The organism is Streptomyces sp. NPDC002838 (assembly GCF_040295365.1).
Lineage (GTDB): Bacteria > Actinomycetota > Actinomycetes > Streptomycetales > Streptomycetaceae > Streptomyces.
In genome coordinates, this window is the sequence record NZ_JBEOVF010000002.1 from 1 (window position 1) to 21237 (window position 21237).

12 protein-coding genes and 5 pseudogenes are annotated in these 21237 nt (G+C 67.4%); 9 read left to right on the forward strand and 8 right to left on the reverse strand.

Annotation, left to right across the window (positions count from 1 at the left end):
• The coding region (locus tag ABT063_RS02635) for a hypothetical protein (RefSeq protein WP_351055249.1) at positions 1 to 658 on the forward strand (658 nt) is incomplete at its 5' end.
• Here the strand turns inward: ABT063_RS02635 and ABT063_RS02640 are convergent.
• On the reverse strand, positions 645 to 1061 hold the full coding sequence (locus tag ABT063_RS02640) for a hypothetical protein (protein WP_351055718.1): 417 nt from the start codon (positions 1059 to 1061) through the stop codon (positions 645 to 647). The genes ABT063_RS02635 and ABT063_RS02640 overlap by 14 nt on opposite strands.
• On the opposite strand from ABT063_RS02640, the pseudogene ABT063_RS02645 reads away from it, so the two are divergent.
• The 4 genes and pseudogenes from ABT063_RS02645 to ABT063_RS02665 all read left to right on the forward strand — a co-directional run.
• Positions 1009 to 1276: pseudogene (locus ABT063_RS02645) on the forward strand (AraC family transcriptional regulator); the annotation flags it as partial. The gene ABT063_RS02640 and the pseudogene ABT063_RS02645 sit on opposite strands and share 53 nt — an antisense overlap.
• Before the next feature lie 332 nt (positions 1277 to 1608).
• Positions 1609 to 2208: a DinB family protein gene (locus ABT063_RS02655; RefSeq protein WP_351055250.1), complete on the forward strand. Its 600-nt coding sequence runs from the start codon at positions 1609 to 1611 to the stop codon at positions 2206 to 2208.
• A pseudogene (locus ABT063_RS02660) lies at positions 2180 to 2490 on the forward strand (transposase); the annotation flags it as partial. The gene ABT063_RS02655 and the pseudogene ABT063_RS02660, both read left to right, overlap by 29 nt.
• Positions 2491 to 2926: 436 nt before the next feature.
• The gene (locus tag ABT063_RS02665) at positions 2927 to 5320 is read left to right on the forward strand and encodes an Orn/Lys/Arg family decarboxylase (protein WP_351055251.1); all 2394 of its coding nucleotides are present in this window, start codon (positions 2927 to 2929) and stop codon (positions 5318 to 5320) included.
• Between the two features lie 83 nt (positions 5321 to 5403).
• Here ABT063_RS02665 and ABT063_RS02670 read toward each other — a convergent pair whose 3' ends face one another.
• A complete protein-coding gene (locus ABT063_RS02670) occupies positions 5404 to 6009 on the reverse strand; it encodes an integrase core domain-containing protein (RefSeq protein ID WP_351055252.1) in 606 nt (201 codons plus the stop codon).
• Positions 5993 to 6499, reverse strand: a pseudogene (locus ABT063_RS02675) (IS30 family transposase); the annotation flags it as partial. The pseudogene ABT063_RS02675 and the gene ABT063_RS02670, both read right to left, overlap by 17 nt.
• A gap of 528 nt (positions 6500 to 7027) precedes the next feature.
• Between ABT063_RS02675 and ABT063_RS02680 the strand changes: the two are divergent.
• On the forward strand, positions 7028 to 8125 hold the full coding sequence (locus tag ABT063_RS02680) for a hypothetical protein (protein WP_351055253.1): 1098 nt from the start codon (positions 7028 to 7030) through the stop codon (positions 8123 to 8125).
• Positions 8126 to 8133: 8 nt separating this feature from the next.
• Here ABT063_RS02680 and ABT063_RS02685 read toward each other — a convergent pair whose 3' ends face one another.
• A complete protein-coding gene (locus ABT063_RS02685) occupies positions 8134 to 9582 on the reverse strand; it encodes a Yip1 family protein (protein ID WP_351055254.1) in 1449 nt (482 codons plus the stop codon).
• A gap of 686 nt (positions 9583 to 10268) precedes the next feature.
• On the opposite strand from ABT063_RS02685, the gene ABT063_RS52150 reads away from it, so the two are divergent.
• Positions 10269 to 10430, forward strand: coding sequence for a hypothetical protein (locus ABT063_RS52150; protein WP_502990735.1), 162 nt, complete (start codon positions 10269 to 10271; stop codon positions 10428 to 10430).
• A gap of 397 nt (positions 10431 to 10827) precedes the next feature.
• On the opposite strand, the pseudogene ABT063_RS02695 reads toward ABT063_RS52150, so the two are convergent.
• Positions 10828 to 12218, reverse strand: a pseudogene (locus tag ABT063_RS02695) (FAD-binding oxidoreductase).
• Between the two features lie 1204 nt (positions 12219 to 13422).
• Here ABT063_RS02695 and pstS point away from each other — a divergent pair.
• A complete protein-coding gene (gene pstS / locus ABT063_RS02700) occupies positions 13423 to 14565 on the forward strand; it encodes a phosphate ABC transporter substrate-binding protein PstS (protein WP_351055255.1) in 1143 nt (380 codons plus the stop codon).
• 1731 nt (positions 14566 to 16296) lie between these two features.
• Here pstS and ABT063_RS02705 read toward each other — a convergent pair.
• On the reverse strand, positions 16297 to 16488 hold the full coding sequence (locus tag ABT063_RS02705) for a hypothetical protein (protein ID WP_351055256.1): 192 nt from the start codon (positions 16486 to 16488) through the stop codon (positions 16297 to 16299).
• 154 nt (positions 16489 to 16642) lie between these two features.
• On the opposite strand from ABT063_RS02705, the pseudogene ABT063_RS02710 reads away from it, so the two are divergent.
• Positions 16643 to 16917: pseudogene (locus ABT063_RS02710) on the forward strand (HAD domain-containing protein); the annotation flags it as partial.
• Positions 16918 to 17246: 329 nt separating this feature from the next.
• On the opposite strand, the gene ABT063_RS02715 reads toward ABT063_RS02710, so the two are convergent.
• Both ABT063_RS02715 and ABT063_RS02720 read right to left on the reverse strand, forming a co-directional pair.
• Complete coding sequence (locus ABT063_RS02715; protein WP_351055257.1) at positions 17247 to 19052, reverse strand: RICIN domain-containing protein; 1806 nt, start codon at positions 19050 to 19052, stop codon at positions 17247 to 17249.
• A 28-nt stretch (positions 19053 to 19080) separates the two neighbouring features.
• Positions 19081 to 21228: a beta-galactosidase gene (locus ABT063_RS02720; protein ID WP_351055258.1), complete on the reverse strand. Its 2148-nt coding sequence runs from the start codon at positions 21226 to 21228 to the stop codon at positions 19081 to 19083.
• Between the last annotated feature and the right edge of the window lie 9 nt (positions 21229 to 21237).

Genomic DNA, 21237 nt, shown 5'->3' on the forward strand with positions numbered 1-21237 from the left:
GAGTTGCCTACGCGTCACGACCGACTTCCTACCGGATCCGCCTTCCATGCGGATCCGGGTCAGCAAGATTGATCACGACGTCACACAGGCCCTAGGAGAGATTCCCATGTTCCCAGCGATCGCCAGATGCAGGCGCATGCTCACTGCCGCCGCCACGGTGGCCGGACTCGTCGGCATCTTCCTCTTCCCAGGACCATCGGCAGCGGCCGACATCGCCGCCCTCTCCTGTGCCTCGTCGACGGATGTCCGCTACAGTCCCGGCCTGCAGATCACTCCGCGGACGGTTCATGTCACGGTGAACGGCAATCTTGAGCCGTGCACGGACACCAGCGGTCAGGGGATCACCGCTGGTTCGTACGGCGCGCAGTTCGACGCGGTTCGTTCCTGCGCCGATCTCCTCAGGCCGGCTGATGGTGAGTTCGGCATCGACTGGAACGGCGGCACCCACGGGTTCAGCACGATCAGCTACCTCCGGACCGCCACGATCGTGGGCGGCAACATCGTCACGACGGAGGTGGGCACAGTGATCGCAGGCGACTTTGTTGGACACAGCACTCTGTTCGAGACCGTCGGCCCTCACAACCCCGCGGAATGCACAACCACCAAGGGAGTACGTCTCGTTCACACCAACGGAAACCTGACGATCAGCCCTGTCTGACGTCGACGGCGTAGGGTCCGACGGCCCGCAGTGGGCCGTCGGCGAGCTGGAGGCGCTCGGCGAGGGCATCGACCTGATCGGCCACGCGCAGTCCTTCGGTCGCCTCGCCGGCGAGCATCTCGATACTCATCGCGTGCAGCGCCACGTTGGTGGGTCCGAACACCGTCCACTGGACGTTGCCCTCCCCCGCGTTCCGGGCGAGCGGGAGGGCCAGCTGCTCCAGGCACCGACGGGCTTCCCGCCAGTTGCGGCGCTGGGCATCGGAGACGACGGCGACCAGTTCCAGAGCTCCTTCGATCGCCGGGGAAGCGGGGGTTGCCGGGACGGCGGAGGTCGTCGGCGACCCCCGCCGTCCCGGCAAGCAGGTGATGCGTGACCGGATGCTGGACCTGATGCTCGTCACCACGCTGTGGATCTGGTTCGACCGCTCCGGGGCGCACGCGCCGCCCGTGGTACCGCCCGCTGGCCGACCCGGTGGTCGGCCAGGCGCTGCGCCTGCTCCACGATGATCCGGCCCACCCGTGGACGGTCGCGGAGCTGGCGGCCAAGTCGGGGGTGTCCCGCGCCGCGCTCGCCCGCCGCTTCACCGCGCGGGTCGGCGAACCGCCGATGGCCTACCGGGCGGCTCCCGCCAGACCGGCATGAACGAGCCGGACCTCTACGACCCAAAGATCAACAAGTTGTACGCCGAACTCGCCTCCCACTACGGCACGTTGGTCGGTCCGGCCAGAGCTTCGCATCCGAAGGACAGACCGGGGGCGAGCGGCCCATGTCCTACATCCGCGACTCGTTCTGGAGCGGTCGGCAGTTCACCTCGCTCGAGCACATGGCGGCCCCGCTGGCGGCGGTCGAGGCGGTCGAGGCGGTCGAGGCGGTCGAGGCCCAGGCTTGCGCGTCGCTCGCTGTTCTGTGGAGCCGGGCTGTCAGTGCCGGGTGGAAGACTGCCCGGCATGATCGAACCGAACCCGAAGGCGGACCTTCTCCGATACCTGCAAGACGCGCGTGACGCTCTTTTGTGGAAGCTCGATGGGCTCTCGGAACACGACATCCGCCGTCCGCTGACGCCCACGGGCACGAACCTGTTGGGGCTGGTCAAACATGTCGCCAGCGTGGAGCTGGGGTACTTCGGCGACACGTTCGGGCGGCCGTTCTTCGACGAGGAGCCGCCGCCCTGGTGGTATACGGAGGAGGCAGAACCCAACTCGGAGATGTGGGCCACTGCGGACGAGTCGCGTGAAGAGATCGTGGGGCTGTATCACCAGGCTTGGGAGCACTCCAACAGCACGATCACGGCGCTGACACTCGACGCGATCGGTCACGTACCGTGGTGGCCGGAGGAACGCCGAGAGGTGACACTGCACCACATCCTGGTGCGCGTGATCTCCGATACCCAGCGGCACGCCGGCCACGCCGACATCGTGCGCGAGCTCATCGACGGGACCGTAGGGTACCTGCAGGGCAACGACAACATGCCACCAGGCGACCAGGCATGGTGGGAAGGCCACCGGAGCCGACTGGAGCGTGTGGCGCGGGAGGTCAGTAACGGGTGACCTCGTTCTGTGGCCGACCCCGTCGGCTCCGGGGTCGGCCACGCATGTTCCAGCGGGTGGTGACCGGGAAGTCCTGGCTGCGATCGTGTCCGTGGCCACCTCCGACTGCACGTGGCAGCAGTTGCCGTCGGCCTCCTTCGGGCCGTCGGGAGTGACGGCTCACCGGCGCTTCACGGAGTGGTCGAAGACCAGGGTGTGGGCGAAGCTCTACCGCCTGGTCCTGGACGAACTAAGGGGAAGCTGACAGGCCCGAACCCTGTGGTCCGGGGCAAGTGCGGGAACGCCGGCTGACGGCGCCCCCTGACTCATCAGAGCAGTCCGGCGATGAACCGGAACGCCTGCTCGGCGTCGTCGCCGAAGCGCATGGGCGCGCTGAGGGCTTCGAAAGGACGGTTCGGTGAACCCGGTCTCGCGCAGCAGTGACCGGACCTGGTCCAGGCCTGCGAGGGAGAAGGGGCCCGGGTCCTCGGCAGGCGGGGTGGGCAGGTGCGGCCGGCTGCCAGGGCCTGGGTGAAGGCAAGGAACCACTCACTGTGTGCCGGCGCCTGCCATGACCTCCGCCTCCCTCGGCACCGATGACCACTGCAGCCCCGGGCCGTGCCGGCAGTAGCGGCTGTCTTTCCGTCGTGCGGGTGGTTTACGGCTGCGCGCCCCCGAGCCCGATCGGGTCTCTCGGAGACTGAGCCGGGGCGGTACGGGCCGCCGGGAAGGGGGTCTCATGGCGGACAGCAGGATTCTGGTCGCGGTGCGGGAGCATCCTCGGGACAAGGGGGTCGGCTCAGAGCAGTGGGTGGGAATCGTTGAGGCGATCGAAGCGCAGGGGTTCGACGTCCGGTGGGCGGTCGGTGCGGCCGACGCCGAAGCGGTGTTAAGGACAGAGGCGGGGCTGACCGCGGCGCTGGTCGCCTGGGACCTTCCGGGCGAAGGGGGCGGGGACGGCGAGCCGGGGGGTGCGACGGTGCTGCGCTCGATCGGCCGACGGTTCCAGGATCTGCCGGTCTTCCTGGTCATGACGGACGACGGCGTACGCGATCTGCCGCTGTGGGTGTCGGAACTGATCGTGGGATACGTGTGGCCGCTGGAGGACACCCCCGGCTTCATCGCCGGCCGGATCATCACCGCCGCCCGTACGTACCGAGAAGCCGTCCTGCCGCCCTTCTTCCGGGCGCTGCGCCGTTTCGACGACGCGCACGAGTACTCCTGGCATACACCGGCCCACTCCGGTGGTGTCGCCTTGCTGAAGTCGCCCGCGGGGCGGGCCTTCCACGACTACTTCGGAGAACGGCTGTTGCGCAGCGACCTGTCGATCTCCGTCGAGGAACTCGGCTCGCTGTTCGAGCACACCGGACCGATCGGCGAGGCGGAGCGCAACGCGGCCCGGGTCTTCGGCGCCGACCTCACCTACTTCGTATTGCACGGAGACTCCACCTGCAACCGTGTGGTCGGTCACTTCAGCGTCACCCGCGACGAGATCGCGCTGGTGGACCGCAACTGCCACAAGTCGGTGCTGCACGGGCTGGTCGTGTCCGGCGCGCGCCCGGTCTTTCTGATCCCCACCCGCAACGGCTACGGCCTGGCCGGACCACTGCCTCCGGCGGAACTCGCGGCGGACGCGGTCGCCGCGCGGATCGCGGCGAACCCGCTGACCGGGCAGGCCCTGTCGCCGGACGCCCAGTACGCCGTCTTCACCAACTCGACCTATGACGGCCTGTGTTACGACGCCTCGGTGACGGCGCGGGCGTTCGCCCCCAGCACTCCTCGGCTGCACTTCGACGAGGCGTGGTTCGCGTACGCCCGCTTCCACCCGCTCTACGCGGGCCGGTACGGCATGTCGGTGGACGAGGACACCTTCCCCGGCCCTGACCGGCCGACGGTCTTCGCGACCCAGTCGACCCACAAGCTGCTCGCCGCGCTCTCGCAGAGTGCCATGGTCCACGTCAGGCTCGCTCCCAGGGCGCCCGTCGAACACGACCGGTTCAACGAGACGCTGATGATGCACGGCACCACGTCCCCGCTCTATCCGATGATCGCCTCGCTGGACGTGGCGACCGCGATGATGGACGGTCCGCAGGGCCGCTGGCTGGTCGACGAGGCCGTGACCGAGGCAGTCCGGTTCCGCCAGGAGATGGTGCGCATCCGGCGCCGTATCGAGGAGGCCGGCGACCGGCCGCCATGGTTCTTCGGCGTGTGGCAACCCGAGACGGTCACCGACCCGGGCACCGGCACGCGACTGCCGTTCGACGAGGCACCTGCCGACCTGCTGCGCACGGAGCCGTCCTGCTGGCACCTGGAACCCGGCGCCTCCTGGCACGGGTTCCCCGCACTGACCGACGGCTACTGCATGCTCGACCCGATCAAGGTCACCCTGACCTGTCCGGGCATCGATGCGACCGGTGAGACAGCCGAGTGGGGCATCCCGGCACGGGTGCTCACCGCTTACTTGGCCACCCGTCACATCGTCGTGGAGAAGACCGACAGCTACACCACGCTCGTGCTGTTCTCCATGGGCATCACCAAGGGCAAGTGGGGCACGCTCCTCGACGCCCTGATGGACTTCAAGGCCCTCTACGACGAGGACGCCCCCCTCGACCGCGTGCTGCCCGCGCTGGTCGCCGAGCACCCCAAGCGCTACACCGGCCAGACCCTGCGCGAACTGTGCCAGGGCATGCACGACCATCTGCGCTCGGCCCGCCTCGTCGACCTCCTGGACACCGCCTTCCGGCAGTTGCCGGAACCCGTCGCCCCGCCGCAGCTGTGCTATCAGCGGCTGATCCGCGGCGGCACGCATCGCGTACGCCTGGTCGACGTGCCGGGCCAGGTGGCCGCCGCCATGGTCACCATCACGCCGCCCGGCATCCCCGTCCTCATGCCCGGCGAGAGCGTCGGCGCCCCCGACGGCCCTCTGCTGCGCTACTTCACCGCCCTGGAATCGTTCGACCGCCACTTCCCCGGATTCCGCAGCGAGACGCACGGCGTGACCGTGGACCCCGACACCGGCGACTACCTCATCGAGTGCCTGCGACCGGCGGCGAACGACGGAACAAGCGCAAGGTACCGTGCGGTGACACCGGCCCAACGCAGTCGCCCGAAGGAAACCCCAGGGCATCCCTGACGTCCGAACAGAATCCTGGTCCGGTCCCGATCGTGACGTCGTCGTCCGGAGCCTGGTCGACGGGCCGCTGTTCGGCAGGATGGTCACGACCTACAAGAAGCACCGACCCGGCGAGGGGCGGGCCCCGTTCTCATCTGCGTCGTCGATGCCATCGTGCCGAATCGCCCCAGCCCCGGCCGCCAGCCGGGGCCGAGGCGGCCTCGGCACCGCCACACAACCGACCGCGGCACCACGACATGAGCGAGCTCGGTGTCCGCCTGGGCCACCCATGCCAAGTTGACCGCACTCATCGCCCGACCCCTCAGCTCCGCACACCGATGTTCCGACCCGAGCCGCCCCGAGTCTCGTAGAGTCCGCTGATCTTGTTTCAGGCGGACTTCGGGGGCCTCCTGTTGTCGCCACCAGTCGCGTTCGGGCTCGGCGGGCGGTGCGTGGTCGAGGGCGGAGTGGAGCCGTTCCTCGTTGTACCAGGTGACCCACTGGAAGATCGCCCGCTCGACCTGGTCCAAGTCATTCCAAGTGCCTTGCATCTCGACCAGCTCGGCCTCGAAGGTGCCGTTGAGGGCCTCGGCCATGGCGTTGTCGTGGCTGTCCACGGCGGAGCCGACCGACGCGGCGGCGCCGATCTCGGCCAGCCGGTCGGCGTAGCGGATGGAGACGTATTGCCCGGACTCAACCGGTCGTCGCAACACTCGCTTCCTGGACCGATGGTAGATGCCCGTTCAGGGCTTCGACGGGTGTCTTCCAACCGAGGGTTTTGCGGGGCCTGTTGTTGAGTGCGAGAGCAACGGCCTCGAGTGCGTCGGCCTGCGATCGCGACAAGTCGGTGCCCTTGGGAAAGTACTGACGCAGCAGTCCATTGGTCTCGTTCGTGCCTCGCTGCCAAGGGCGGTGCGGGTCGGCGAAGTAGACCTGCAGCCCAGTGTCGATGCGGAGTTGGGCATGCTGGGCCAGCTCCTTGCCGGGGTCCCAGGTCAGCGAGCGGCGCAGCTGCCCGGGCATCGTGGTGATCGTGCCGGCGATCGCGTCGTTCACGGCTTCGGCGCCGCGGCCGGCCAGCGCCGGGCCGTTCTTGATCCGTGGCTCGACGCCGTAGCCGTCCATTCGTGGCAGGTGCAGAAGCATGGTGAAGCGTGTCGTGCGCTCCACGAGCGTGGCTTCACCTGATCGTCCGGATCCAGTAGCGCAGCGGTCCGCCCTGCCCCGAGGCGAGGCGTTCGCGTTGCGGGCCGCGCTGTGCGGGTGAAGAGTGGATTTATACCGGCTTCGCGTTGTCCGAGCCGGATCTCAATCTCTCTGCAGCGCCGCCCGCAAAAGGGCCGAGTCCGCGTTGGACCAAGCAGCACAACGCAAAGCGCATCTGGAACCATCATGGCCAGAACCACCCGGCGACATGTTTCCCGCACGGTCAGCGCATCTGTCCTGGCTACAGCGCTTGCGTTGCCGGCAGGGCTGACAAATGTCATGGCAGTACCTCACACCAGCGACGAGATAACGGCTGACGTACCCGCTCAGACAACGCCTCCTACGCCCACACCGCCTCCATCGCCAACGGCGAACACTACGCCGGCACCGACAACCCCTACCCCCACGCCCACACCCACACCCACACCAACGGGCAATACGCAGGAGCCGGATGACACGCCGGACACTGATCAGTCACCCGAGCCCGAAGAAGAGCCGGACCAAACGGTGTCCGAGCCCGCCATGGAACAGAACGAAGAAATTGAAGACGTAACTGTAGATCTGAGCCAGAAATTGACAGAGGCCCCTGAGGAACTAGCGCCGAGCGTGACGCAATTGATCACCACCCTGCAGGAGGTGGAGGACCCGGAGACGTCGCCGCAAGAGAGGGACGGGGTCATCAGGAGCGCAAAAGAGATCGTTTCCACACTGGAAACGATCGATGATCCAAGGACACCTGATGATCTGCGGGAAGAGTTGATCGGGATCGTGAAACAGGTGACTTCCGCCCTGGAGGTGGGCAGTGACCCGAGCGTACCGCCCGAGGACCGGGCCATGACCATCCTGACTGTGCAGAGGTCGACATCCGCCCTGGACATGATCGGCGACCTGACGACGCCGCAGGAACTGCGGGTACATCTGATCAACATCGTGAATCAGGTGAACTACGTCCTGAGGCGGAGCCACGGCGCGAACTTGAAGGGAAGCAGCGACATGGAGCGGAGTGTCCGGTACGCGGTACCGATGGGCGTCGCGTCGGCCACAATCAGCGACCCGGAGACTCATGATGGGGAGCGGAAAGGCCTCGCGGAGACCACGGATGAGGCCAGTTCGTCGCTGCAAGAAGCTGGCGACCCCAGGGTGTCGGAGGAGGACCGGGCCAAAGCGCAGGAAGCATTGGACGAGGAGATCGCTCGGATGAAGGAGAAGCTGGAGGAGACCGTCTCCGCCCAGGGACTACCGGACGTACCGCTCGGCAAGGCATCTGAAGTCTGCACCAATGCCGTGTTTGATTCCGTCCCCGAGCAAGTTCTCATCGGGGGCCTGCAAGAACTGACTCCCGCAGACTGGGACACCGAAGGGGTAAAGGATTACTGGAAGGCCAAAGAATCCGGAACCGGCTCCCTCGACGTCCTGGCCCAGTTGCAGAACAACAAGTACGACAATGCCCCATTTGAAGTCGCACGGCTCATAACCAAGCTCGCCGAGTTCGTGCCGGCAAGCGAACTGTTCAGCACTGTTGGCACTCCGGGTCTTCACTGCCTGCAGTCGGCTCGACACCTCGACCAGCAGGGGATCAAAGCAGGGACCTGGCCCCAGATGGCTGAAGCGACGGTGTAGACAGGACATCAGACCCCGTCGGCTCCGGAGGAACTCAGCAATTCCGTGACGGCCACCTCAGAATCAGCGTAAGCCGTCGAAGCGCCATATCTATTCACGTCCCTCTTTTCTTCCGAACGAGCTACCGGACCTTCGAAGTGGAATGATGAAATAGAATAGATGGGCCGTTTCTCGGGAGACCAAATTGCCGTCACGTATCGCGGCCTGCGCGTCACGTTGATGAGGTTGTTGTTGTGCCGCACCCTGCCGTGGTAATACAGCTCTTCCCCACACCTTGCAGGAGCACAATAGTACCGGCCTTCATCCTTGTTCCACGAACGATGCGCGCGTCGAAATTGAGCTACGTCAAGCTTCCCCCGATCCTTCCTCATGTATGTGATCTGCAAGACGATATTCATCGTGTCGAACTCGGTACTTCTCGGGATCTGGAGCGCGCGCTCCATAGCGTATTCCTGTCCGACGTCAAGCCAGTTACCAGGACGATAGAAACGATCGCTGCTTATCGGGGTGTATTTCAGCTTGTCAACGTAACGATGGGCGTCCTCCTCGCGTTTCTCATCCAGACTCCTTCTCCACTCTTCCAGCCACTCCCCTTTCTCGGAATATTTGGCATTTCTGCCATAGACCGTGTAGTCATTGTTGATGATGTAAACCGGAATCCCTCCGGCGTTTTTCATGTAGAGCTTCAGCGGGACGTGAACGAACGGGAGTCTGTGGTCGGCCCGCGCCCTGCCAAATTCTGCCTTCAGGATGAAATGCATGGGAGCTGCTGCGGGTTGGTACATGGTGGAATACGCCAGGCTCACGGCAGTCAGGAGAGCTGTAGCGACCACCCCGGCTGCAAATGTCTTGGGTCGCGGTATTCTCTGCCACGACTTCTCGCGGACGAGGAGCCAGAGCGCCCACAGGGACCAGCACCAGAGGGGCATGAATGCCAGCAGGTAGGGCGTGTATTCCGTTTCTTCGAACCACATGAACAGCAGAAGGCTGTCCGTGGCCAACGCAACAAGCGCTCCAAGCAGGACGACCGCCCCGGAGCTGTTGAACTGTCGTCTCCCCCAGTAGTCGAGCACCGCGATTGCCGCCGCACCCTGCACCGCACCGGACAAGACGAACAGAGCCCCACTTATTCGTTGCGCAAAAGTCAGCGCGCCGGTTGCGTCCGGCCATCCGATTACTGTATTGAGGGCCATGGATGCGAGCATTCCCGCCATCATCAGCACAATGGTCGTGCGCCTTCGCCCAGCGCGGTCGGGCCATGTCCTGCTGTCCCCTCCACGCCAACACACGGATGCCGGGTCCTCCATATCCATGTTTTCCGGGTAACCGAGGCGATCGAGCATCTTTCGCAGCTCGCCCAGTGACCAGGCACTGCCTACGGTCTCGCTGCCTACGATGACCTGGCGAAGACCACGACTGTCCGGAGCCTCGACAATCACCCACGGGCGGATGCTCATGGAACCAGGCTCAAGCCTGGACCGGCAGCGTGCATGCGGGGCTCCCCCGTTCGGTTGCCCCACAGCTCTGGCACCTACCGGTACGTGGTCGAGCGCCAGTCAATGAGCGATGTTCGACGTCTCAACTCACCGGCCGAGGGGGTTCGTTGGTTCCCTGTCCTGCCGCACTCGACCTGCCTCGCGCCCTGGTCGAGTGGGTTCCCCATGCTCACCCGCAAGGGTGACCGCCGCTGCAAGCTCCCCCCGTACCGGCGTGCCCGGATCAGTGGGGAGCAGCACGGGAAGCCCGGCGGTCGCGGGCGGCCGCGCCGCTCCTGGACCGCTTTGCCGCACGGCTGCGCGGCTGCACGGGTGTCTCATCCTGCCCCAGGACCGGACCACGAGTCGGCGCGAGCGCTCTGGAGCCGCGTGATCGACCGGCGTCTGTGGTCGCTCGTGGCACGGCGCCGCGGTGACGACGACTTGGTCGCCTCGGTTAACTTTGCCAGTGACAACGGGCTGCCGCCCGCGGTGCGCGGCCACGGAGCGGCCGACCATGCCGTCTGCGACGGCGGACCGGTCGTCGACCTGTCGGGGATGACGGGCACCGACACGTCGGCCCCGAGGGTTTCACCGTCCGCGTCCAAGGCGGCTGCACCCTGGCAGACCTCGACCGCGCGACCCAGCGATACCGGCTCACCGCACCCGTGGGGGTGGTCTCGGCGACGGGCATCGCCGGGCTCGCCCTGTCGGGCGACACGGGTTGCTGCGACAACCTCGTGTCCACCGGTGCCCGTGAGGACACGGCCGAGGAGGGGGAGCGCGCGCTGCTGCCGCTCTTGAGGTCACCGAGCCTCTCTGCTGCCTGACCGAACACGCCGCCGCGGCGCCTTCGCCAACCGTGGGGCCCCACCTGTACGGCATCGAGGGCGCCTGGGACCGTCATGCCGACTCGGAGCAGAACCTGGAGCAGCTCCTGTGGGAGGGCTACGGCGGGAACTACGAACGGCTGTCAGCGGTCAGACGAAGTGCGACCCGGGCAATCTGTTGGAGGTGATCACGTCACTGGAGCATTTCTGCCTTCGGCGGACCGCCGCTGATCCGGAAGGAACGCACTGCCCACTTCCTGGAATGGGTGCAGCTCACTGATCTCCTTCTCAGCCATGTGTCGGCGGACGCCGGCGCCTCACGCAGAGCTCCACCAGCGGCGCGCAGGGACCGCCGCACCTCGAAGCACCATGGACGCGGACTGCAAGGTCCCGGCAGTCAGTGCTGCTGGGCCGGCCTGATGTTCTGGTTGGCGTGGAAGAGGTTGTCCGGGTCGTACGTCCGCTTGACCTGTGCGAGCCGGTCGTAATGGTCGCGGTAGGTGGCCCGGACCCGCTCCTGGTCCTCACCCTGCCCCATGAAGTTCACGTATGAGCCGCCCATCGAGTAGGGGTGCATCTCCTCCCAGTAGTTGACACACCATTGCTTGACGGTCTCGGCGTTGGCAGGGTCAGGGTCGACGCCGGCGAAGACGCCGGACCAGACGGCGTCCCGGTAGCTCCAGGCGGTGTCTTCCGGGGCCACCCGGTGGGCGGCCGCGTCGACCGGGTAGAGGTGCACCAGCGACAGCGGGGTGGGGAGGTTCTCGCCGTACTTGAGGTGCACGTCCACGGCGAGGTCCGGGATACGGTCGAAGAAGTCGCCGCGCCAGTACCACTGGTACCCGGTGGGGATCAGCTCGTCGAACATGCTCTGCAACGCGGGATAGGGCATCGGTGCCGTGAAGTGGAAGGCGGGCGGCGCGGGCTCGTTCACCACCTCGAGGGCGTCCTCGGTACGGTCCGGGTCACCGGTGTGGCACCACACGATGCCGCACACCTTCTGGCCGTGGAGCGGTTCGGGGAAGGGCGGGCCGGGCGGGATGGTGAAGAGCGTGAAGAAGCCATAGATGTCCTCGGGGGCCTGCGGGAGGAAGTCGCGGTACCACGTGAGCACGTCCCGGGTGTGGTCGACCGGCCACACGGTGATTCCCACCCCGACGGTGTCCACCGGGTGCAGCCGGTAGGTGAACGAGGTCACGATGCCGAAGTTGCCGCCGCCACCGCGCAGGGCCCAGAACAGGTCCGGGTGCTCGGTCTCGCTCGCGGTGACAAAGCTGCCGTCGGCCAGCACGACGTCCGCGGCCAGCAGGTTGTCCACCGTCAGACCGTACTTGCGGGTGAGGTATCCATGGCCACCGCCGAGGGTCAGGCCCCCCCCCCCACGCCGGTCATCGACACGATGCCGGTGGGAGTCGCGAGGCCGAAGCCGTGGGTGGCGTGGTCGAGATCCCGGAGCTGGCTGCCGCCGCCCACCTGGGCGGTCCTCGCGGCGGGGTCGACCCGCACCCAGCGCATCGGCGACAGGTCGACGGTGACGCCGTCGTCCACGAGGCACAGGCCGGGACCGCTGTGCCCGCCACCCCGGACGGCGAGTTCCAGGCCGTTGTCGCGGATGAAGTTCAGCGCATCGCTGACATCCGCGGCGTCCGCGCACCGCACGATGGCGGCGGGACGCTTGTCGATCATTGCGTTGTAGATGCTGCGAGCCTGGAGATATTCGGGATCCTGCGGGCCTATGACCGGCCCCCGCAGAGAGGTCTGCATCGCATCCAAGGTCGCACTGTCCATGGTGATCTCCTCTGGAGGTGCCGATGTCATGCCCCGGCTTCGGCCTTCTACGGCTGTCCCCTCGATCACCCGCCGCTCGGTCTCCCGCCGGGTTGTTCGCCAAGTCGCTACGGTGCACGAGGTTGCGCGGGCATCGCGTCATCGGATGCCGCAGGGCTGATCTGTCCAGCGTCCTGCCGACCACCGAGCCATGCAATTCTTGCGGACCGCTGCTCGCCAGGAGTCCTGCGTCTTCACCATGCGTTCCTGCCAAGAGGTGCTCTGCGTACACGTGGCGGCACGGAAGGCAACGGCGCACAAGCCTGCGCTGCGGGCGGTCGCTGCGGCCAGAGCGCCGGGCCCTAGTCAGCGCCAATCGTCGGTGCTACGCGTCGTCGAAGGGGTCGTCCGCGCCTTCTCCAGCAGCCTGGGGAAGGGCCAACGCTGCTGGAGGACGAGCTGCCGGACGGCGTGGGCGAGGAACCGGACGTCGGTACCTGGCCGTGGGGTGCCATGGGAAAGGGCGTCGCTCTGGCGGCGGGTCGGACGTCCGAAGCCGTCGCGCGGGCGGAGCAGGCGTGTGCGACGCACCCGGGAGGCCGACGAACAGTCCCTGTTGTCCCACCCCGCGGCTTCCTTGTCCCCACTGGTGCCGGCGCCGGCGAAAGCCATCCGTCCAACGGAGGCGCTGCAGGTCGGGCGCCGGGGGTACGACGAACTGATCGCCGCCCGGACCGCGCGGCCTTGGGGTTGGCTCGCCCTGAACCATGCCCGCGTCGAGCTGCTGACAGGCCGCCCGGCGTCGGCCAGTCGGTGGTACGCCGAGCTGTCACGGTCGCCGGTGCCAGAAAGCAGAGCAAGCCTCAGCGCCTGGGCCTGGAGGCGGCGGCACGAGCGCGGGCGGCTCGCGGTCCGCGACGACGAGGCAAGAACGCGCACTCCGCTCACTGCATCTGCAATCTCCACACGGGCAGCGACGCCCTGGCCAGCTCAGGCAAGAGCATCGGGGTGAACGCGGGACTGGCTCGAGCGGCTCTTGGCGCTCCCAACCGGCCCCGCCCAACCGAAACGGCGAGGCTAGGCGATCCGGGTGGCCGGCGGCGTAGCCGCTCGAGATCGGAGGTCTTATTACCGAAAGTGAAGCATTTGCCACTTATGGTTATTCACAGGTGAGGGTCGTGATCGCTACCCGATCCACGGCGGTCTGCAGGAAGGAGCACCAAAGGTGAAGCTTCAGCGGAAGAGCGGGCTGCGCACCCTGGCGGTCGGCTCGGCGGTTGTCTGCGGCGCCCTGATCCTGACGGCCTGCGGCTCGAACGGCAACTCCCCCTCCGGCAGATCGCCCACGGCTGCCTCGCCCGCCACCACGGGTGCCGGCGATGTCAAGTGCGGCAAGGCGGCCACTGTGTCGGCTTCCGGCTCGACTGCGCAGGAGTTCGCGATGCAGTTCTGGATCAAGAACTACATGCGGGCCTGCCCCGGTACCCGGATCAGCTACGAAGGCAACGGCTCCGGTGCCGGCCAGGCCGATTTCCTGAAGGGTAGAACCGCCTTCGCGGGTTCCGACTCCGCACTGAGCGCCGCCCAGGTCACCCAGTCCGGGAGCGTCTGCTCCAACGACGGTCGGGCCGTCCACCTCCCGATGCTCGGCGGCCCGATCGCACTCGCCTACAACCTGCCAGGGGTCAGCAAGTTGGTCCTGGATGCCCCCACACTCGCCAAGGTCTTCGACTCGCAGATCACGAAGTGGGACGACCCGGCGATCGCGAAGCTCAACCCTGGGACCGAGCTGCCGTCGACACCGATCCAGGCGTCACACCGCTCCGATTCCTCCGGCACGACGGACAACTTCACCTCCTACCTGAGCGCCGCCGCACCGAGCGCCTGGCCGTACGGGCACAGCAAGGAGTGGATGGCCCAGGGCGGCCAGTCCGCCGAGGGTTCCTCGGGCCTCGTCGAACAGGTCAAGAAAACCGTGGGTGCGATCGGCTACGTCGAGCTGTCCTACGCGATCGCCCGCGACATTCCCACGGTCGCGATCGCCACCGGCGCCCCCGCTCCGGTCGACGCCAGTGTCCTCACGGCCTCCAAGGCGATCGCCGATTCCAAGGTTGCCGACGACGATGACGACCTCGTGCTCAAGCTCGACTACGCGACCAAGGCCCCGGGCGCCTACCCGATCGCCATGGTCACGTACGAGATCGTCTGCGACAAGGGCAACAAGCCGGCGACGTGGTCCGCCACCAAGGCGTTCCTGACGTACATCGCCAGCACGGAGGGTCAGGAGGACCTGAGTTTCCAGGGCTACGCGACGCTCCCGGCCTCCATCGTGGACAAGGTCCGCAGCAAGATCAACAACTTGTCCTAACCCCAAGCGCGGCCCTTCGGGGATCTCCAGCCCGTGGCCTGGACGGCAGTCGTCGCGGACCGGCCAAGCAGGGCTCGAAGCCGTCACGGCACAGGAGAGACCGGCATCCGGTCGTGGAGAGACGTACACGTTCCTCAGGACGCGGCTTCGACGACCGTCAGGAGATCCTGACGCTGCGCCACTCCTGCACAACAGAGCTTGGCCAATCCAGCACGCCGAGCAAGCGCTGGCCCGGGCTGCCAGGTCCGAACAGAGGAGCGTCCGTGACTTCTCCAACGAGCAGAAGTCCGCCTTCTTCGCCGCAGCCGCACTCTCGATCTCCGACCTGTCCCCCACACCGACCGGCCGTTCCGCGAAATCGCCCAGCACCGTGATGCGAGGCCCCGGCACTGCTCTCCGGCCTGGCGGACCAACAGGCCAGGCATACAGCCGTCGGCCACCTGGCCTGCCGCCACAGGTCATCATCGAACTCCTCACCGACGACGACTGGCAGGTGGTGGAAGCGGCGGCCGCCAATCCGTCGCTGCCGCTCACCGTGATGCAGGAACTGGCACCGGAATGCCCTAGAAGGCGCTCAGTCCAAGCTCCCCGCGCTACGGTCGGCGCCTGATCGATCTTGGTGACAAACTGACGCGCCGAGCCAACTACCGCGCCTCGACAAAGGGCCTGCGGTCGGAGCGCGCGTCGTCACGGCCAGGTCAGAGATCGAACTCCAAGTGTTCGACGTCGGTGAACTCGACTTCCAGGCCGTGGGCTGTGCGCCCGACGCTATCGCCCGGGTATGACGCGATCGCCGGTGGGAGGCGGACCAGGAGTGGCGTTGGCCGCCCAACCTGCCCCTCTGCCACCGGACCGTCGCAGTTGTCAGCCGGTCAGCACGACGGGCTGCTCAGGCGTGCGCCCTTCCGCGGCGGCAGCAACGAGGTCAGCGAGGCCTGCGGGATCCACCGTCGCGGGCGTGGCGCGCAGTTCAGTGGTGGTCCACAGCGAGCGCGCGGAACCGGAGAGCACCGGCCACCGGCCACCGGGATACCGTCCAGGTTCTGGAGGCGCTCGTCCGGGCCGACTGCTCACCCTCGACGACGACACCGTCGAGATCGCCCACGAAGCCCTCACCGCAGCCTGGCCGCAGGGTGTCACCGACCTCGCCGCTCTCCCTCGGCGGCCGCGGGGGTCGGCTTCGCCGGCGCGGGGTGAGTCTTTCTCGTAGGCGTCTTCGCGGTGGATGAGGATGACGACGTCGGCGTTGTGCACCGCCCGCCCTTGTGGGCTGGGCTTCCGGAGGCGGTGAGCTCTTTCGCCGCTTGACGCGGGAACGGTGCGGGCCGGCCGGGCCCTTGCAGCGGGACGACGCAGCCCTTCCAATCTGGCGGGATATGAGCGACACCGGCGGGCGAGGGTTGACCGGAGGAGCACTGCTGAGGCGGACGTTCCGCCTGCAGCATCACACGACATGAACACAACGATTAGAGCCGGCTCGCCGTAGTGAGCACTGCGGTCGCCGCCCTGTCCTCGGCCGCCCTGGCCATGGCTCCCACCGCCTCCGCCGACTCGTACAACGGATGCGCCTATCCCCCCGTGTCTGCTTCTACCTCACGGCAAGCAACTGGAACAGCGGCAGTCCCACAGCCGCCTTCCAGGACGGCACCACGTCCTACCAGAACCTCGGCTCCCGGAGTGGGTCGCCGACTACGTGCACAACACGCGCAACGACGATCGCGCCTACCTGCGCTACATCCGCAACAGCACCGGCGCCACCGAGTATCCGTGCGTGTAGCCGAACATGACCGTTCTCTTATCCTCGACTTTCACCGTGACCGGCATCCGGATCGACACGGTGGAGCAGTCCGACGTCGTCTCCAGCCCGGCGGGCGGCCGCTCACCGCGTCCGCCGGTAACCCGCACACGCCTGTGGGCGATCACGTACTCCGCCTCTGGCGAAGATCTCGTGGTCGGGCCTGGTACTCCGGTCTCGGAGTGGCGGACGGCAGCAGTCGTTTGCCGGCCCCGTCCCAGCGAGTCAGGCCCGTCCGAGGTGAGCGGCTGTCGAGATGCCGTGACCGGTCCCGTACGCCCGCTGGACAGGATCAATCCCGGCCACGGATCCCGGCTGGCGGCCCTACCGTGCGATCTGGTGTGGGCCACGACATGGGTGGCGGACGCGAACGAGTACATCGCGCCACACATGGGCCTGCCGCAGTTGGCCGTGGTGATCAGGCCGGAACCATCCGACGCTGATAGGTACGACGCGCGCTGCTCCACCGTGTCGATCCGTGTCGGGGCCTCACGGATCCTGACTTCGTCGCTCACAACGCGTGGCTGCGGCAGAGGGCTGAGTTCGTAGGCACCTGATCCCCAGTCATCATGCGGCGCGCCCCCCGGTCGACGGCGGTGCGATCCTGTTCTGGCCGACATCCGGGAGATCACCGTCGCCGAGCTGAGCGCCGCCGCCGTACTGCCGACCGACGGGCCGTCAACGCCTACCCCTGCGGCGCCGCAGAGCCGCGGCCGCCGGCTTCGGCCAGAAGCAGGCCTGAGCTCGCGCGCCCGACGACCGGCCTCAGCGCTGAGCCGATCGTGTTGGGGGCTGACTCGCCCCCAACACATCTCAGGTCCTCTGCTGGTCCTGGTCGTCGGGTTCGCCGAGCGCTTGGCCTCCGCCAGGCACTCGGAGGCCGGACCTACTTGACGAGCTCCCACTCCTGGGAGCCGTCCCCGACCGCGTTCTGCAAGGTGAGCGGCGCCCCGTCGGTCGCGCCGGTCAGGTACAGGTCCGGGTTCTTGACCGACTGCAATTTGTAGAAGCCGTCCTCGGTCTTGATGAGGTTCCAGCTGCCGGTGGCGCTGTTGTCGACCCACTGGCCGATCCTCTGGCCGACCGTCGCGTTGCCGGTCCAGATGGCTGCCGCGCGGCCGCCCGACTTGTTCAGCAGAGTCTTGCCGCCGTTCGGCTCGGTCATCACGTGCCAGTACTGGGTGTCCGGGTTCGACGCCGAACCGGGGTCCTCCAGGACGACGTCGGGAACGTCTCCGTTGCCGATGTTCGCGTCGTTGGTGTTGTTCCCGGTGCCGATCACCTGGTCGGTCTTGCGGTTGACCAGCTGGTAGTAGGCACCGTCCGAGTGGCCGAGATCGACCTCGGCGTAGGCGAGCGTCGACGTGCCCTGGTTGTTGAGTATCGCGATGCGGCCGGTGCCCTCGACGTACTGCAGGTTGCGGCTGTAGCCGGCCCGCGAGGTCGTCTGGTACTCCTTCCAGACGCCGTCGCTGCGTCCGCTCTCGTTGACCCAGACGTTGCCGCTGCCGGCGGCGTTGTAGACCAGGCGCCCTCCGGGAAGCCTGATGATCACCGGACTGCCGCCTCTCGCGAGAGGACGGGAACCGGAGTCGACCGGCAGAGAAGCGACGTCCGTGCCTGTGCGGGAGCCTCGGTAGAACTCCAACGGGCTGTCCGCGATCACGTACCTGGTGTTGGCTCCGCCGCCCCAGTACTCGAAGGGGAGCATCCACTTGCCGTCCGTCGTCCGGACGACGTTCGTCATGCCCGGTCGGCCACCGCCGATCTCCGTCTTGCCGCCGCCCATGTCCTGGGTCAGGCCGGCGACATCGACGACGGGGCCGTTCCAGTTCGCGCTGCGGCCGTCCCAGGTCTTGTGGACGAGGATCTGGCCATGGGAATCCGGGGCGGTGTCGTTCGCGGGGTCCAGTGTGGGGACGCCGGTGGCCGGGTCGAAGCCGAGGTAGTCGTTCTCGTCCGAGTAGTAGCAGACGAGCTTGCCCTTGTAGACCATCAGGTACGGCTCCCAGAGGGGATCCACCTGCTTGTTCGTGTTCGCGCCCGCGATGTTCTGCCCGACCGCGCCCGCGCTGCCGCCCTGCCAGCCGCCGGTCGCGATGACGTTGACGACCTTCCACGTCGCGCCTTCGTCGATGCTGGAGTACAGGGCGATCGCCATGTCGCTGCGGTCTCCGTCGTTGGACGGCGTCCAGTTCGGGGCGGCCGCCTTGTGCTCCTTGTAGTAGTGGTCGTCGCCCGACACGACACTCGCGAGGAGCAGCGTGCCCTGTTTCAGGTTCCCGACGTCCTGCGGAAGCGTGTAGAGGTACGGATTCGTCCAGTTGCTCGTGTACTTCGCGTACTTGGCGTCAGTGGAGAGGTACGCCGGAGCCTTGACCTCCGACAGCGGCTGCCAGGTCGTTCCGTGATCGTCGCTCTTGTAGACCGGGAGAGTCTGCTTGTCGGCGCTGCCCGTCTCCGTCACGACCGTGGACTTCTCGAACGACGCGACCAGACGCCCGCTCGGCAGCTGCGCCGACTTCGGGTAGATCGCGCAGTTGCCCCGCCCTTTGAGGCACGGTTCGCTTCCGAGCTGGTAGAGGATCCCGCCCGTCGGGTTGTACGCCTGCGCACCGGACGCGGGTATGGCCAGCATCGCGGACGTCGCGATGAAGGTCCCCAGCGCCTTCCCCAGCCTTCTTCCTTGCATAATTCCTCCTTTGGTGAAGCTCGGATGCTCAGGTGTTCGGCTGAACGAGCACGCGTACGTCCCAGGCGCCGAGGTCCAGCGCCGTGCCAGCGGGGACGGACGTGCCGTTGAGGGTGTCGGAGAGGCCCACCGGGGCGGGGACGCTCGCGGGCTCCCAGCTCCAGTTGTGGACGATGTGGACGCGGCGGCCGTCGGGAGACGTGCCGGTCGTCGCCGTGACGGACGCCGGGAGGTCCCGCCACGCGCTGCGGGAGGCCGGTGCCATCCAGGCGGCCAGCGCCTGGGCGAGGTCGCGGCCGGGGACGGTGCCGACGCAGGTGACGCGGCCGGCACCGTGGCGGCGGGTGGTGACCGCGGGCCAGCGCCCGAAGTGCGGGTGGTCGTACGCGACGAGCACCTCGGCATCGGTGACGGTCAGGCCGTCGATCCAGCGTGTCGCGGTCGCGTTCGCCGGCAGTTGGAGCGGGCTGTCGGGTACGGCACGGAGCGGGACGTCGTGCGACAGGTTGCTGAACTCGTCGTAGTGGACGCCCGCGGCCTCGACCAGCCGTCCCGGTGCCGGCTCGTGGCGTGCCCGGGCCTCGTGGTCGGCGTACGCGGTGCGCGGGCCGAGGACGAGATGGCCGCCCGCGCGGGCGTAGGCTTCCAGCCAGTCGACCGTCGTGTCGTCGACGACGTACAGGGCGGGGGCGACGAGGACGGGGTGGCGTCGTGCGGCCTCCCGCGGGGTCGTGCCCTCCCGTTCGCCGCGCGGGTCGTGCAGCTGCCGGGCGTGGATGATCCGCACCTGGCGGCCGGCGTCGAAGGCGCCGCGGTAGAAGGGGTCGAAGAACCGGTGGTAGGCGGCGGGGTCAGGTTCGCCGTCGGGGGTCGCGAGGGGCGGGTACTTCTGCATCAGCCACTTGCTCGGCATCGAGTAGACCATCGCGATGTCGGCGTCCGGTTCGAGGCCCGCGACGAGCGGGCCGGCGGCCTCGAACTCCTCACCCAGGCGGGCGATTTCGGCGTACGTGCGGCCTGGTTGGCCGCTGTGCGGGAGGACTCCGCCCCAGTAGGTCTCCGCGCCGAACCGCAGTGTCTGCCACTGCCAGTACTCGATCATCCGCGCCCCGCGCGCGATGTGCGCCCACGCGGTCTGCCGCCACTGGCCGTCGTATCCGGGGCGGTTGTCCCACGGGAAACCGATGGAGTTCGCGTTGGTCTCGGTGACCAGGAACGGCTCCTGGCGCGAGGAGAACATCCAGTCCGCGGTCTGGTACATCGCCCAGACGCCGGTGGTCTTCCAGATCTGCTCGTGGTCCTCGGGCGTCGGGTCGGGCAGCGCGAGGCCGTCCTGCATGTCGTAGTACGGGTTGCCCGAGGCGATGTCGAGGCGGTCCGTCATCTCGTCGTCCTCCACCCCGCGGCGGGTGTAGGAGATGCAGGTGGTGACGAAGTGCTCGGGCCGGGCGTACTCGCGGACGATGTCGGCCTGCCAGCCGATGAACTCGGTGACCTGTCGGGATTGGAACTCCCGCCATGCGACGTCGTACTGGGGCTGGGCGTTGCCGTCCGGCGTCCACAGATCGGCCCAGGTCGAGAGGCGGTGGGACCAGTAGACCAGGCCCCATTCACGGTTGAGGGTCTCTACGTCGCCGTACTTCTCGCGCAGGTGGTCCACGAAACGCTGGAAGACACCGTGGTTGTGGAAGAGGTGCAGGCCCGGCTCGTTGTCCACCTGCCACCCGATGACCGCCGGGTGGTCGGCGTACCGGGCGGCCATCTTGCGGATCACCCGCTCGGCGTGGAACCGGAACGCGGGGTGGGTGAAGTCGGCCTCCTGGCGGGCGCCCCAGCCGAGGCGCCGCCCGGTGGCGTGCTCCCCCGTGATCTCCGGGTACTGGCGGGCAAGCCACGGGGGTACGGCGTACGTCGGCGTGCCGAGGATGACGGAGATGCCGCGTTCGTGGGCGCCGTCGAGCACCGGCTGGAGCCAGTCGAGGTCGAACCGTCCGTTCTCGGGCTCCCAGGTCGCCCAGACCGATTCGCCGACCCTGATCACGGTGAACTTCGCCTCGGCCATCAGGTCGAGGTCGGTCTTCAGCCGTTCGTCGGGCTGCGACCCGGGATCGTAGGCGGGCGTGTACTCGTGGTAGTACGCGGCGCCGAAGAGGACACGGGCGGGCAGAACCGCCATGAAGGAACC

Bases quoted from the DNA above. Each gene is read 5' to 3' on its own strand.
- ABT063_RS02655 (WP_351055250.1), top strand. From the start codon at position 1,609: ATGATCGAACCGAACCCGAAGGCGGACCTTCTCCGATACCTGCAAGAC.
- ABT063_RS02665 (WP_351055251.1), top strand. From the start codon at position 2,927: ATGGCGGACAGCAGGATTCTGGTCGCGGTGCGGGAGCATCCTCGGGAC.
- ABT063_RS02680 (WP_351055253.1), top strand. From the start codon at position 7,028: ATGGAACAGAACGAAGAAATTGAAGACGTAACTGTAGATCTGAGCCAG.
- ABT063_RS02685 (WP_351055254.1), bottom strand. From the start codon at position 9,582: ATGAGCATCCGCCCGTGGGTGATTGTCGAGGCTCCGGACAGTCGTGGT.
- ABT063_RS02715 (WP_351055257.1), bottom strand. From the start codon at position 19,052: ATGCAAGGAAGAAGGCTGGGGAAGGCGCTGGGGACCTTCATCGCGACG.
- ABT063_RS02720 (WP_351055258.1), bottom strand. From the start codon at position 21,228: ATGGCGGTTCTGCCCGCCCGTGTCCTCTTCGGCGCCGCGTACTACCAC.